Source organism: Bradyrhizobium sp. UFLA03-84, from assembly GCF_002289535.1.
GTDB classification, from domain to species: Bacteria; Pseudomonadota; Alphaproteobacteria; order Rhizobiales; family Xanthobacteraceae; genus Bradyrhizobium; species Bradyrhizobium viridifuturi.
The window spans coordinates 143272-155777 of record NZ_NSJY01000016.1 but is presented as its reverse complement, the minus strand read 5'-3'; the positions used below and the strand labels follow the sequence as shown (position 1 = coordinate 155777).

Below are 12506 nucleotides of genomic sequence, written 5' to 3'. Positions count from 1 at the left end.
TTTGAACGGCGGCGCGCGCTGTGCGCACTGCCACCGCTGCGTCAACACTTCCTTAAGCGGGACACTGTTTTTTTCGATCTGTTGGTGTATTCGGGAAGTAGTGCATATCGATTCCCGAGTGCACGCAGCGAAGTAGAGCCATCTCACATACTGGAGGGCAACATGGCTAAGAAGGCAAAGAAGGCGAAGAAGGTTAAGAAGGCGAAGAGCGCAGTGAAGAAGACTGCGAAGAAGACCCGCAAGGTCGCCAAGAAGAAGTAAGCCTCTCGCCTTGAGAGGATTGCCGGCGGCTTGACGCCGGCACGTCGCGAGAGCCAGCGGACGGACTGCTGAGAGGCACATCCCACCCAAGGCTCTGGCTGACGAAAGAGGGTGTCGGCGAGACATCAGGTCAAACGGCTGGATCGAATTTCGGAGAGGGCAACCTTCCCAAAACCGGTCCGGCAGAAGAAACAGAGATTTCTTCGTTCGGTGCGGGACCGGCTTGGTTCCGCAATTTCACCGGCGAGAATGCCGACTGAAATCTGGTCCTGACGTGTTCGCCGACCCCCTCGTTCCGGCGGCCTGCGCAGTCCGCGCCCCGCCAACCATTTTCCCATTTCCAGTTCTGGACCGACGTCAGGCTTTACGGCCTCGCGTTGCATGCGCGCGTGCACCCGGCTGCGCGCCGTTCGGTGGATCGCTCGCGGTCGTGCCACCCGTCCGTCAATCTCGAGACTGAGTGCGCGCCAGGGCCGTCGCGCGCCCGCGGGCCATTGTCCGCCATGGTTATCGTTGTCCGAAGCACCAGGGTAAACCGGCGTTTACGAATACGCAGAAGTGCCTGCGGCACAGGCACTTCTGCGATTCCGCCGGGCGCCCCCGGCGGCGCCGGTTTACATCCCGTTCATCGCGATACTTAAACCGCTCTTCAAATTTGATGGGCCATGATCATCCCAACAAGCCGGCAACCGGCGAGCGGTGATCCCTCGGGATCAACGCGGGGCATGATCAAGAGATCAGCCCGGGGATATCAGGGTAGTTGAACAGTGGACGGGGGCCGCGCTCGGGGGAGGGCGGCCAACAAGAAAAGGGGAATGACGACAATGTTTCAGGGGGTCATCGATCAGGATAGCGCTGTCCCGGTTGCCGCGACTGCAATCCAGGATGTGCTGTTCGAGCGCGGCATGTATTGGGCGAGCGGCCGCTCCGGCGTGGTCAACCTCGTCGCGGCGCACAAATGGTTCAACCTGGCGGCGCTCAAGGGACGTACCGACGCGATCGCGCACCGCCGCGAAGTCGCCGAGCAGATGTCCGATGTCGAGATCGCGGCTGCCCAGCGCGAAGCCCGCGCCTGGATGACGACGCATTAGGTTTCGTTTGGCGCGTTTTCTCCCCGCGAACCGGTAACCGCTCGCGCGAGAACGCTCAAGCTCAACAGCCATCGAGCCGGGAGCCTCGGCTCCCTTCGCTCCATCTAGAACCAGTATCGCGCAGCGTAGATCACGGTCATCACCGCTCCGGCCACGATCACGAACTGCCGGACGATATTGGCGGGAAGAACCCGGATCAGGTGACCTCCCGCGTAGCCGCCGGCCATGGCGCCGAGCAGCATCGCCAACGTCTCCGGCCATCGCACCGCTCCCTGCACGATGAAGATCAATGTGGCGGCGAGCGACACGCAGGTCGCGAGCAGGTTCTTCAACGCCTTGATCGCCCTGATGTCGTTGGGCTCCGTGACCGACAGCACCGCGGTCAGGATGACGCCGAGCCCGGCGCCGAAGAACCCTCCATAGACACATGCCAGTCCCAGCACGGCCGCGCTCGCGCGGGTCGAGGGCAGGGTCGCGGTCTTCTGCTGCCCGATGGTCCGGCTCTGGATCTGCGGCGCGAAGGCAAACAACAGCGTCGCGAAGCCGATCAGGGCCGGCACCGGCAGCACGAATAGCCGCTCGGGAAGCAGCAGCAGGACGCCGGCGCCGATCGCGCCGCTGAGCGTCGAGACGAGGACGAAGCTGATCGTGCGCGGTGTCGGCGGCGGCAGCTTGCCGCGATCGGCGAGCGCTGCGATCAGATGCCCCGGCGAGATCGCCACCGCATTCGATGCGTTGGCGATGACGGCCGGCAAGCCCGCCGCGAGCATCGCCGGAAACGTGATCAGCGTCGCGCCGCCCGCCAGGGCGTTGATGATGCCTCCGGCGATACCGGCGGCGAGCAGCAGAAGACTTGTCTGGATATCCATGCGTCACCCAATTCGAGGGTGAGCAGGCTAGCGGGCGGAGCCGCGGTCCGTCTGGAACGTCTGTGACGCCGCTTCAGTCGCGCCAATAGACGCCCGGTGTCGTGCCAAAGGTGCGGCGGAACAGCCGGGTGAGGTGGCTCTGGTCGGAGAAGCCCGCATCGGCCGCAACCGCAGCGATCGGCTCGCCCGCGCGCAGCAACTGCCGGGCAAGATTGAGCCGGGCGAGCAGGCGGAACGCATGCGGCGCGACGCCGAGTTCGCGCCTCACCATGCGGCTGAACCCTTCGCGGCTTCGCCCGAAGCCTGCGGCAACCGCGCCGATCGGCTCGAGGCTCTGCGTCAGGGCGGCGCCGAGCCTGGACCGGTTGACGAGCCCGGCTGATGGAGACGGCGTGCGCGAAAGCATGTCGTCGGCGATCTCGAGGATGTGCTCGGGCGATATCTCGCCGACGCGCTGCCAGCGCGCTCCGATGCCGATGACCCGGAGTGACGAGCAGGCGCGGCTCGCCGGAACATAGGCGTTCAGGCAAACCGTCTCCTCGTCCGGCATCGGCAGCGGTGCGTGCAACAGGCCCGCCGGGATGAGCGCCGCATGGCCGGCCGGTACCGTCACCGTTGCGCCATCGATGCGAAAGGCGCGTGAGCCCGACAGCACCAGCACGATTTGGCTTTCATCATGGAAGTGCGGCCTGAGGCCGAGCGAGCCGGCGCCGCGCCACGAAGCCAGCTCGACGATGTCGTCACGGTCTGCTCGCCGATAGTTCCAGGCATTGGTCATGGCGAAGCGGGGGGCACGGAGGTCTCGAACCGAGGAGGCGGTGATCCCCAAGCCTAGCACTGATGTCACCGACCGTCATGAGGCGTCACGGCCGTGCGATCGAGGCGATCGGCGAGGCCGTTCGCATCGTCGCGGCAGCGATCAGGGCCGCGACGAGGTTGGCGGCGGCGCTGATCACCACCGGAATGAAATAGCTGTGGCTGATGTCGAACGCGAAGCCCGCGGCGCTCGGACCGAGCAGCGTCCCGAACGCGACGCTGGTGTAGAGGATGCCGATGATGCCGCCGACATTGCGGCCGCCGAAATGGTCGGTGACCACGGCGGGCAGGATCGCCACCCAGCCGCCATAGAACACGCCGAACAGCAGCGCGAACACCGTGAGCGACCAGAAGCTGCCGGCCATCGCCCAGATCGCCAGCGAGACCGCCATGCCGAGATACATCGCGATCAGGAACGCATCGCGGCCGACCCGGTCGGCGATGCCGCCGAGGAAGAAGCGGCCGGCGGTGCTGCCGACGCCGATCATCCCAAGCAGCAGCACGGCGAGTGCCGGCGCCACCCGATGATCAACCGCAAACGGCACCAGGTGCACGAACGGCACGAACACCCCGAACGCGCTGATCAGGCAGGCTGCATAGAGCCCGGCGAAGCGCGCGGTCTTGACCGCGCCGCGGATCGAGACGCCGTGACGAAGCGGCGCGCCGGAGATTGCCTCAAGCGGATCGCCGTCCGGTCCGGTGCCGTAGCGGCGCGGGTCGTCGGCGATCAGCAGCGATGCGCCGATCCCGGCGACGGCGGCGACCACGCCCAGCACCACGTAGGCATCGCGCCAGCCGAGGCTCGTGATCAGCCAGGTCGCGAGCGGCGGCATCACCAGCGTCCCGACCCCGATCCCGCTGACCGCGAGGCCCGACGCAAAACCGCGCCGCTTGACGAACCAGCGCTGCACGGCGCCGAGCGTCGGGACATAGGCGCAGCCGACCCCGGCGCCGATCCCGATGCTATAGGCGGCATAGACCTGAAGGTTGGTCTGCGCCTGTCCCGCCAGCACCATGCCGAGACCGACGAGGGCCATTCCGAGGACGGCGAGCCTGCGTGCGCCCCAGCGATCCGCAAGCGGACCGGAGACGATGCCGAGACCGAAATACAGGAAGCCCGCGAAGGAGAACACCAGCGACACCGAGCCGCGCGAGGCGCCGAACTCCCGCTGCAGGGACTCGACAAAGGACGAGAACGTGTAGGCGCTGCCGAAGCCGATGAACGTCAGGACGAAAGCCGCTGCGACGACGACCCAGCCGTAGAACGGCTTTGCTCTTTGATAACCGGCGTGCATGACGGCGTTCCTCACGATCGTTCTCCCTTTGGTGTGCGACCGCCTGCCTTGGCGGGCGGATAGAGCAGCATCTGCGTGCAGCGAAACAGCGCGATGGTCTTGCCCGTCGCCTCGCTGCGGATCTCGGCATCCCAGACCTGGGTGGTGCGGCCGGCGTGAACGAGGTGCGCATCGCAGCTCACGACGCCTTCGCGCGCGGCGCCGATGAAGTTCGTCTTCAACTCTCCGGTGGCGAAGCCGATCGCGCCATCCGGCAAGGAGGCGAGGCAGCCGAAGCCGCATGCGGTGTCCGCCAACGCGACGATGCTTGCGCCATGCAGCAGGCCGTGCGGCGAGAAGTGCTTCGCGGCAATCTCGAAGCGGCCGCTGATGTGGCCGCGTCCGGCTTCGAGCCACCGGAAGTCGAGCAGTCCGGGCAGGCTGCCGACTTGCGATGCATTGATGCGATCGACGAGTTGGTTGGGATGGCCGTCTGCACCGGTCTCATGCAGAGCGAGTGTGTTTGGGGCCTCAATCATGTCCTGGTTCCATCAGTCCTGGCTTCATCAAGGAACCGAAAGCCGCTGGCGGGTGCCGGAACGAAAGATTAGATAATCTAATCTTCTTGGTTCGACTTTCTCTGCGTTGACGCGGCTTTCAGCATTAAGTTAGGCTGATTGAGCGCCTAGGCCCTCGGATTGGCAAACCAGATTTACTGCGCGATCGAGATTAGAAAATCTAAATCATGGAAAACCGGCTTCCGCCCCTGAACGCACTCAAGGCGTTCGAATCCGCGGCCCGCCATCTCTCGGTGAAGCTCGCGGCCGAGGAGCTGTACGTGACGCCGGGCGCGGTCAGCCAGATGCTCAAGACGCTGGAGGCCCATCTCGGCGTCAAGCTGTTCGAGCGGGTGCCACGCGGCATCTATCTCACCGACGCCGGACGCGACTATCTGCCGTCGATCCGCAACGCGTTTCGCCAGATCGCGGAGGCATCGCGCCGCGTCGCTGCATCCGTTGATGTCGGCACGCTGACGGTCAGCGTCACGCCGTTCTTTGCGTCGGCCTGGCTGGTGCCGCGCATGGCGTCGTTTCAGAGCACGCATCCGGAGATCGACCTGCAGATCGTCACCAGCAACACGCTGGTCGATTTCTCGCGCAGCGGCATCGACGTCGCGGTGCGCCATGGCCTCGGCCGTTATCCGGGACTGCGCAGCGACCGCGTCGTCACCGTCGAGATGGTGGCCGTCGCATCGCCCTCGCTGGTCGCGCGTCTCGGGCGGCCGCCGTCTCCCGGCGATCTTGCGACCTGGCCGCAGGTGCATGACGCCGATCGCAAGGGCTGGAGCCTGTGGTTTCAGGCCAACGGGATTGCCGAGGTGCGCACGCCGCGCGGACCCTCGTTCGACGACAGCGGTCTGCTGCTGAAGGCCGTGCTGACCGGGCAGGGCGCTGGGCTGCTGCCGGCGGCGATGGTCGCCAACGAGATCGAGAGCGGCGAGCTGGTCCAGCTGCTGGCGACCGCACATCTGGAGGAGTTCGCCTACTATCTCGTGTGCCCCGACAACCGCCAGGGGCTGCCGAAGATCGCAGCATTCCGGGAGTGGATCCTGGGGCCGATGGCGCAGTCGGCGCTTGCGGAGCGCTAGCTCTTCGCCCCGATGCCCTACCGATAGAACGCGTTGGGCGGTACGCCAAAATGCCTGCGGAACATCGCAGTGAAGGCGCTCTGGCTGGCATAGCCGGCATCGAGCGCGACATCGACCACCCGCGCGCCGCGTGCGAGCCGTTCAAGCGCGAACAGCAGGCGCGCCTGCTGACGCCATTCGCCGAACGTCATGCCGGTTTCCCTGGCGAACAGACGGTGGATCGTCTTCGACGTCAACCTCAAGCGGCGTGCCCACTGCTCGGCGGTCGAGGCATCGTCCGGACGAGCCAGCAGCGCCGCGCAGATCCGTGCGAGCCTTTGGTCGCGCGGCATCGGCAGGTGCAGCGGCAGCACGTCGACTTCGCGCAGCTGATCGAGCAGCACCCGCATCAGGCGCTCGTCTGAAGTCCCGGGCGCATAGTCCAGCGGCACTCGCATCGCGGCGACGAACAATTCGCGCAGCAGCGGCGAGACCGTGAACACGCAGCTGGTCTGCGGCAGGTTGGGCGCCACGGCGGCGTCGACGAACACGGTGCGGATCTTGACCGCGCCGCACATGCGGACCTCGTGCTCGAGATCGGCCACCAGCCACACCGCGCGATTGGGCGGCACCACCCAGGTGCCCTCGGCGCAGCGGACGATCATCACGCCTTCGATCGCGTAGAGCAGCTGGCCGCGCGGGTGCGCATGCAGGCCGGTCGACGCGCCGCTCGGGTAGTCGATCTCCATCGCCGCCATCGGCCGGGCCGTGGCGTGATAGTCGAGGTGCCGTGTGATGAGCTCGTCCAACACGTCTTAATCTCGCATGTCCCAATCTCGCTAGGTGCGGTCATTCTAGCGTGAGACGGACCACGGCGCGACGGGTAGTTGCTGGAGTCTCCTTCACCAACGCTCCGTCAGGTCATGCTCAAGAAGAATGCCGCACTTCTCTATCCCTTCGTTGCCATCGTGCTGTGGGCGGGCAACGTCATCGTCTCCCGTCTGTCGGCGCACACCATCGGTCCGCAGGCGATCACCTTCTATCGTCTGTTGGTCGCGGTCCTCCTGATGTCTCCGTTCGTGGCGCGCGCCGCCTGGCGCGATCGCGGCGCGATCTGGCCCCATCTCGGGCCGCTCGCGATCCTCGGCTTCCTGGCGATGTGCCTGTTCCAGAGCCTGTCGTATCTGGCGGCGGAGACCACGACTGCGACCAACATGGCTGTCTTCACCGCGCTGACGCCGCTCCTGACCGTCGGCCTCAGTGCAGCGCTGCTCGGCGAGCGGCCGACGCTCGGCATGATTTGCGGCGCTCCCCTGTCGTTTGCGGGCCTCGTCTATCTCGTCAGCGGCGGCGACTTGTCGTCGTTGCTGCAAAACGGCGTGCATGCGGGCGACGCCCTGATGCTGCTGGCCGCGATCGTCTACGCGCTGTACGGCGTGCTGCTGAAGCGCTGGAATCTGCCGATCACCGGCTGGCAGTCCACCTACATGCAGGCGCTGTGCGCGCTGGCCGTGATGTTTCCCGCCTTCCTTGCGACGCCGGCGCCGCTACGTCAGATCAACGCCGAGACGTGGCCGCTGATCGTCTATGCCGGTGGGCTGGCGTCGGTGGTGCTGCCGTTCCTGTGGATTCGCGGTGTCGCCCAGCTCGGTCCGAACCGCTGCGCGATTTTCATGAACCTGCTGCCAGTGCTGACCGCCGCGGCCGCGATCGTGATGCTGGGCGAGCCGGTGAGGTCATTCCATGTCATCGGCGGCGGCCTAGCGTTGCTCGGTGTCGCCTGCGCACAGGCGTTTCCCCGACCGCTGTTGCGAGCGGAGCGTGCTTGAGCGCGATGGAACGATTCTCCCGTCGATGTGACCGATCGTCACAGCAATGACTGATCGTGCCGGCCCAACTCACCGGTTCCAGACGCGGGAATGTTTCTAATCATTGCTGATTGATGTTCGATCACCGACGAATCGGCGTGCCCATAGCTCGCTTGGATGATGAGCTCTGCGTCGAGCGCGATCAAACTAAAGGATATCTAGCTTCTCACTTCGAGTCGTGAGGGTTTCCTGGTTTCATCGGTGGTCGTCTCGAGCGAGGCATGAACAAGAAGATCGCATATGGCACGCTTCTGGTTGGCGCGATCGTCCTGGTTTTGTTCGCGCACAAGATCAGAACCGCCGCGAATCTCCTGACGGAGACGCTGCTGTTCAGCGGTCAACGCACGGCTATGATCATCAACCGCCTGGACGCGCAGGAGCAGACCGCGAGCAAGCAAGAGCAGATTGCAAGCAAGCAGGAGCAGGCTGCAGGCAGGCAAGAGCAAGCTGTGGGCAGACAGGAGCAAGCTGCAAGCAGGCAAGAGCAGGCTGTGGGCAGGCAGGAGCAGGCCGCGGGCAGGCTTGAGCAGACTGCAAGTCGGCAAGAACAGATTGCTAGCAAGCAGGAGCAGACCGCAGGCAAGCAGGGGGAGGCTGCAAACAGGCTGGAGCAGACTGCAAGTCAGCTCGAGGAGACCGCAAAGAGGCTACGGGCGGACCTTGGTGTGGCGATCGATCGGCAGAAGCGCGGTCGGCCCGCGCCCGATCTGCAGGGCAACTCAATTCGCGTTTCGCTGCTCAAGAGCGAAGATGGACCGATGACGCCGGTCTCCATGACGAAAATCTCAGCGCGAGAGTTTCTCATCGCCAATTATCGGGACGTTTATCTGTTTGACCAGGATCAGCGCACCGCGGTCCCGCTCGAGATCGACCTCGAGCTCCCCGTCTGGAATCCGACGGCCGTGTTCTACTCGGCCTTCTATGATCGGATCTTCATCGCGAACTACGCCGGAGGCGACATCATCGTCGCGCAGCTTGAGCATACCGCGACCGGTGCGAGGCTTCGGGTCACCGAGCGCATTGCGGATATCGGAATCAAGGGCGCGGAGGGAGTGGCGATTTCGCGAGGAGGTCGATTTATGGGCGTGGCGGACTACGACGGCAACGTGGTCTCCATGTTCGAACGAGTGGATGATAAATGGGTTCCGCGCTGGAAGCGGGATCTGCTGGCCTCTCACGGCATCACGATCATCGGAGAAGAGGTCTTCGCCTCGGGCCAGGGGAGCATCGTCAAGCTGTCAATTGAAACCGGGCAAGAGCTCGCCAGGATTGCGAATATCGGCACTGAATCGATTCAATTCGCCACTTGCATCAACGAAGACGAGAGCTCGGGCGATCTGATAGGTTCGGATCCAATGGCCGGCGTCGTTTTCACGATGACGAAGGGCCTTCAGTTGAAGGACATATACGGCGCGAACGGTCCGACGTTTGCCAATCTGTCGGCGCCGTTCTGCGCCTATCGGGACAAAGACGCAGCTTATGTCTTGTCAACTTACCAGGACAGGATCGTCGCCATCGGCAACGCGGCTACGACGTCTTTCGAGTTCGGGTTGCCGCGATGGAAATACATCGCTGATCAATCGAGGTTTCGATATCCCTTCGTTGCCTCGCACGGATCCGTCCGGTTCGATGCGCCGAGCTACCAGATGTTCGATAAGACGGTGCGTGCTGCCTATGGTGCGTTGGCGGCGAGCGATGGCACGCTGCTGATGATGCCTGGCCGCGGAGACCTGTTCGGCGGCGAGTGGCCGTTCTACGCGACCGGCATAGCCAGCGATCCAAATTGGCTTGTCATCGTCTCCAATTCATCACCTAATGCAATTCTCTATAACCGCAAGACGGGTGCGCTCGGAGGCGTCACGATTGGCGAGTGGGACTGCTGGGCGCAAGCGAGTGAAATCCTGTGTCCATCGCGGCGCTATTCGATCGGCGAACTCTCTGCTGCCGGCGGCATGCTGGATCAGGAGGAAGAGGCTAAGATGGCGGGAGGTTGGGTTGGAAGTGCGATCCCGCTCCTGAAGTACTGGGCGGAATGGACACCGGCTCGCCCGGCTAAGGCAAATCATTAGACATCGCTCGCACTGCCGGCTCGCAGGAGCTGCGCGTGATCACTCGCAGGCGATACCTTGCTGATCTCGTGGTTTTGATCCCGTGTGAAAGGTCGGACGAGAATAGGGTGCCGCGGTCCGCGATCACTTGTTCGCGGAAACGGAGTGATCGCCATGCGTGTTGCCTTCCGAATTTCGTTACCTATTTCCCTGGCCTTGATGCTGCCCCTCGTGACCCTGTGCAGTGCGGCTGACGCCGCAACCGGGCATCACCGGCGCGTGCGACAGCACCTCATCTTCCATCCAAGCGAACAGGTCGTGCCGCCGGAGCGTTACGTCTATCCAGGCTTCGGGCCGATCCCGCCGGGCGAGAACAGGAATCTCGATCCATCGACCCGCGGCAGCGGCTGACGTCGGTCAGCGCTGCACCGACGCATCCAGCTGAAGGCCTGAGTGACCCGCCTCACATCGGTTGAGGAACAGTTCGACGAGAGTTCCGGCTAGGGCGATGCAATGGTGTGTCGGCCCAATGTGGAGGAGGGTAAATCATGCGTTCAATTACACTGAGCTTCGCCGTTGCAACTGCGATTGCTCTGTTCATGTTCGGTCAGTCCGCGTCTGCCGCCCCGATCGGAGCAGTCGTGAAGGCGTGCGACAGAACCGCAGGGTGCAACTACACCCTGAACAAGGCTGGAGACTTGTCGGGTTGCTCTTCGAAGGCCTGCTTCTACTGCCCCAATGACGGTAAGCGGCAGTGCATCGGGATCCAGTAAGGAAACAGGGGCCTGCTTGCAGCGGGCCCCTTCGTTTCCAAGACTCGGTGCCGCCCGGCCGGCGGAGATGGTGGGATACCTTCTCCGTCGAGCAGGACGCAGTCAAATGATCGGCTATGCTGCGTCGGTGACCGGCATGTGCTGAGAACTCCCGGTGACACGCTGCTCGAGCGTGGCGATGGTCCCCTTGAGATTGGCGTACCGCTCATTGAGCGACCTTGCCAAAATCGGGTACCTGGCGTCCGAGCGGTCATGAATTCCCGCGCGCGCCTCTTCGGTCGCGATGTCGGTTTCGATCTGCCGGCAAGCGAGGACAAGATCGGACAGCATCTTGCTGATCGTCGACTCCCGTCCGGCGCGTCCGCGAACTGTCTCATAACGATGGTGCATGTTCATGTGCGTGCTCCGAATGTCTGAGTTCGGCACACCGGGAACAGCCGGCGTCGAACCATTGACGGATGCATCGCAAATAGCCTGCCAATCGCGGCCCCGTAACAATACGGTTGGGTCTGGCACGGGAGTCGCTGCCGGGTGGCGTCGGTCTGACGGGCCGTAGACTAGTCTTTCCGCCACGCCGGAATGCAGGCGCCGAGCCTGGCGCGCTTGTAGTCGCGGGCCGCATCCTGATCTCCGGTCTGCTCGGCAAACCTGACCGCGGCGTCCATGTCTTGCGCGGCGGATGCGCTGTCGCAGAACAGGCTGTGAATTTCAGCCCGGTATCGATAGGCCCTGTAGTTCATCGGGTTGTACGAGAGCGCCAGATTGTAGTTGTTCTGCTCCTCACTGGCCACCCGGCGGGCCTCATCCGACTGGCTGTTGAAGTTGGCGAGGCGATTGAGCGACTGGAGTGATCCGAGCTCCATGTAACGCAGAGACATCGCGCCAAAACTTGCAGGCAGTGCTTCGTCCGACGATGAAGGTTGCTTCGCCGCGCTGTTCGCGCGCTCGATCTCGATCTTTTTGTACTTGATGGCGTTGTCGTAGTCCCGCAAGCTCTGGAACGTGCTCGATATCTCGCCGTTGATCGGCGCAAGGTAGGCGGTCGAGAGCCGTTGATCGCTCAGCAGGTTGAGGCACGCACGTATCTTTGCCTGCGCAGGCAAGACATCGCGACATTCCTTGTCAACGACGCGCCACTCGTCCCGTGAATGCAGCTTTGGCGGCGTCTGCGCAGCAGGCAGGACGATCGCCAGCGCGCAGCAGACCGCCAACCTGAGACTGCAAGTTCGGCCATCCATCTTGTTTCTTCGCCTTCAGCCCGATCTCGCTAGCCGGTGGCTTCTTCGTACAGGCTCCGTGACGATTTGATGCCAAATAATCGACCCGAGGGGAAGCCTGCTGCTTTCCACCTGGGCGTTACTCAAAGATGAGGCCGTCCGAGACTGGGAAAGACCGAACGGCCCCAGCCGGCCCGTAGGACCAAAATGGAAGAAATGGGCCGGCGCTCCAGCTACGGAGCTGCAGGGCTCGTGGTTTCACGGGCGACGTTCCCTGAAGGAAGCGGCCGCTTGCTACGAGCGCGCAGAGCCGTATTGACGACAGGTCGTCAATACAAACGCCGCCTTGCTGCATTGCCACTCGCTGCCAAGCGCAGCGCTGGAGACTTGCCGTGGAGCAGCAATGATCGCCAGCACAACAACCATGCAAGCCAGCGAAGTTGCGATGAGGAACCTGCCTGCCTTGGATGCGAAGCGCTGTCCCAGCAGCGGGCTCAAGTCGGCGGAGCGCCGAAGCTGGGCGTTACGCAAAACCTGGTCGAGATCCTGGAATTGAATGCCATCGTCGTGCTGCATGGCTTTACCCCGGAAATGTTCAGGTGAAAAACAGTGCGGCGATGCTGGGCGCGATTTGTTGCGTGCTCGCTTCGCGGCGCCGGGAA

The 12506-nt window shown here is 63.7% G+C and carries 13 protein-coding genes; 5 read left to right on the top strand and 8 right to left on the bottom strand.

The features are described from left to right. Positions 1 to 1085: 1085 nt before the first annotated feature. Positions 1086 to 1352 carry a hypothetical protein gene (locus tag CK489_RS30690; protein WP_050627436.1) on the top strand — a complete coding sequence of 89 codons (267 nt, stop codon included), beginning with the start codon at positions 1086 to 1088 and terminating at the stop codon, positions 1350 to 1352. A 104-nt stretch (positions 1353 to 1456) separates the two neighbouring features. Here the strand turns inward: CK489_RS30690 and CK489_RS30685 are convergent, their stop codons facing one another. The 4 genes from CK489_RS30685 to CK489_RS30670 all read right to left on the bottom strand — a co-directional run bounded on the left by CK489_RS30685 (position 1457) and on the right by CK489_RS30670 (position 4850). After that, a complete protein-coding gene (locus CK489_RS30685) occupies positions 1457 to 2221 on the bottom strand; it encodes a sulfite exporter TauE/SafE family protein (protein WP_095734964.1) in 765 nt (254 codons plus the stop codon). Positions 2222 to 2294: 73 nt separating this feature from the next. Further along, positions 2295 to 2999, bottom strand: a complete 705-nt coding sequence (locus CK489_RS30680) for an AraC family transcriptional regulator (protein WP_095734963.1) — start codon at positions 2997 to 2999, stop codon at positions 2295 to 2297. A gap of 85 nt (positions 3000 to 3084) precedes the next feature. Further along, entirely contained in the window at positions 3085 to 4332 is a 1248-nt protein-coding gene (locus CK489_RS30675) for an MFS transporter (protein WP_095734962.1), read from the bottom strand. A gap of 11 nt (positions 4333 to 4343) precedes the next feature. Then, positions 4344 to 4850: a PaaI family thioesterase gene (locus tag CK489_RS30670; RefSeq protein WP_050627433.1), complete on the bottom strand. Its 507-nt coding sequence runs from the start codon at positions 4848 to 4850 to the stop codon at positions 4344 to 4346. Between the two features lie 206 nt (positions 4851 to 5056). On the opposite strand from CK489_RS30670, the gene gcvA reads away from it, so the two are divergent. Next, on the top strand, positions 5057 to 5959 hold the full coding sequence (gene gcvA / locus CK489_RS30665) for a transcriptional regulator GcvA (protein WP_050627432.1): 903 nt from the start codon (positions 5057 to 5059) through the stop codon (positions 5957 to 5959). Between the two features lie 17 nt (positions 5960 to 5976). Here the strand turns inward: gcvA and CK489_RS30660 are convergent, their stop codons facing one another. Continuing rightward, positions 5977 to 6750 carry an AraC family transcriptional regulator gene (locus CK489_RS30660; RefSeq protein ID WP_245350553.1) on the bottom strand — a complete coding sequence of 258 codons (774 nt, stop codon included), beginning with the start codon at positions 6748 to 6750 and terminating at the stop codon, positions 5977 to 5979. 111 nt (positions 6751 to 6861) lie between these two features. On the opposite strand from CK489_RS30660, the gene CK489_RS30655 reads away from it, so the two are divergent. The 3 genes from CK489_RS30655 to CK489_RS30645 all read left to right on the top strand — a co-directional run bounded on the left by CK489_RS30655 (position 6862) and on the right by CK489_RS30645 (position 10265). Next, complete coding sequence (locus tag CK489_RS30655) at positions 6862 to 7767, top strand: DMT family transporter (RefSeq protein ID WP_095734961.1); 906 nt, start codon at positions 6862 to 6864, stop codon at positions 7765 to 7767. 260 nt (positions 7768 to 8027) lie between these two features. Continuing rightward, entirely contained in the window at positions 8028 to 9875 is a 1848-nt protein-coding gene (locus tag CK489_RS30650) for a YncE family protein (RefSeq protein ID WP_050627430.1), read from the top strand. Between the two features lie 153 nt (positions 9876 to 10028). Beyond that, positions 10029 to 10265 carry a hypothetical protein gene (locus CK489_RS30645; protein WP_095734960.1) on the top strand — a complete coding sequence of 79 codons (237 nt, stop codon included), beginning with the start codon at positions 10029 to 10031 and terminating at the stop codon, positions 10263 to 10265. A gap of 476 nt (positions 10266 to 10741) precedes the next feature. On the opposite strand, the gene CK489_RS30635 is transcribed toward CK489_RS30645, so the two are convergent. From CK489_RS30635 to CK489_RS30625, 3 genes are all read right to left on the bottom strand, one after another. Further along, the gene (locus CK489_RS30635; RefSeq protein WP_050627428.1) at positions 10742 to 11023 is read right to left on the bottom strand and encodes a hypothetical protein; all 282 of its coding nucleotides are present in this window, start codon (positions 11021 to 11023) and stop codon (positions 10742 to 10744) included. A gap of 161 nt (positions 11024 to 11184) precedes the next feature. After that, a complete protein-coding gene (locus CK489_RS30630) occupies positions 11185 to 11838 on the bottom strand; it encodes a hypothetical protein (RefSeq protein ID WP_245350552.1) in 654 nt (217 codons plus the stop codon). Positions 11839 to 12138: 300 nt separating this feature from the next. Then, complete coding sequence (locus CK489_RS30625) at positions 12139 to 12420, bottom strand: hypothetical protein (RefSeq protein ID WP_095734957.1); 282 nt, start codon at positions 12418 to 12420, stop codon at positions 12139 to 12141. Positions 12421 to 12506: the final 86 nt, after the last annotated feature.

Bases quoted from the DNA above. Each gene is read 5' to 3' on its own strand.
- CK489_RS30690 (WP_050627436.1), top strand. From the start codon at position 1,086: ATGTTTCAGGGGGTCATCGATCAGGATAGCGCTGTCCCGGTTGCCGCG.
- CK489_RS30685 (WP_095734964.1), bottom strand. From the start codon at position 2,221: ATGGATATCCAGACAAGTCTTCTGCTGCTCGCCGCCGGTATCGCCGGA.
- CK489_RS30680 (WP_095734963.1), bottom strand. From the start codon at position 2,999: ATGACCAATGCCTGGAACTATCGGCGAGCAGACCGTGACGACATCGTC.
- CK489_RS30675 (WP_095734962.1), bottom strand. From the start codon at position 4,332: ATGCACGCCGGTTATCAAAGAGCAAAGCCGTTCTACGGCTGGGTCGTC.
- CK489_RS30670 (WP_050627433.1), bottom strand. From the start codon at position 4,850: ATGATTGAGGCCCCAAACACACTCGCTCTGCATGAGACCGGTGCAGAC.
- gcvA (WP_050627432.1), top strand. From the start codon at position 5,057: ATGGAAAACCGGCTTCCGCCCCTGAACGCACTCAAGGCGTTCGAATCC.
- CK489_RS30655 (WP_095734961.1), top strand. From the start codon at position 6,862: ATGCTCAAGAAGAATGCCGCACTTCTCTATCCCTTCGTTGCCATCGTG.
- CK489_RS30650 (WP_050627430.1), top strand. From the start codon at position 8,028: ATGAACAAGAAGATCGCATATGGCACGCTTCTGGTTGGCGCGATCGTC.
- CK489_RS30645 (WP_095734960.1), top strand. From the start codon at position 10,029: ATGCGTGTTGCCTTCCGAATTTCGTTACCTATTTCCCTGGCCTTGATG.
- CK489_RS30635 (WP_050627428.1), bottom strand. From the start codon at position 11,023: ATGAACATGCACCATCGTTATGAGACAGTTCGCGGACGCGCCGGACGG.
- CK489_RS30625 (WP_095734957.1), bottom strand. From the start codon at position 12,420: ATGCAGCACGACGATGGCATTCAATTCCAGGATCTCGACCAGGTTTTG.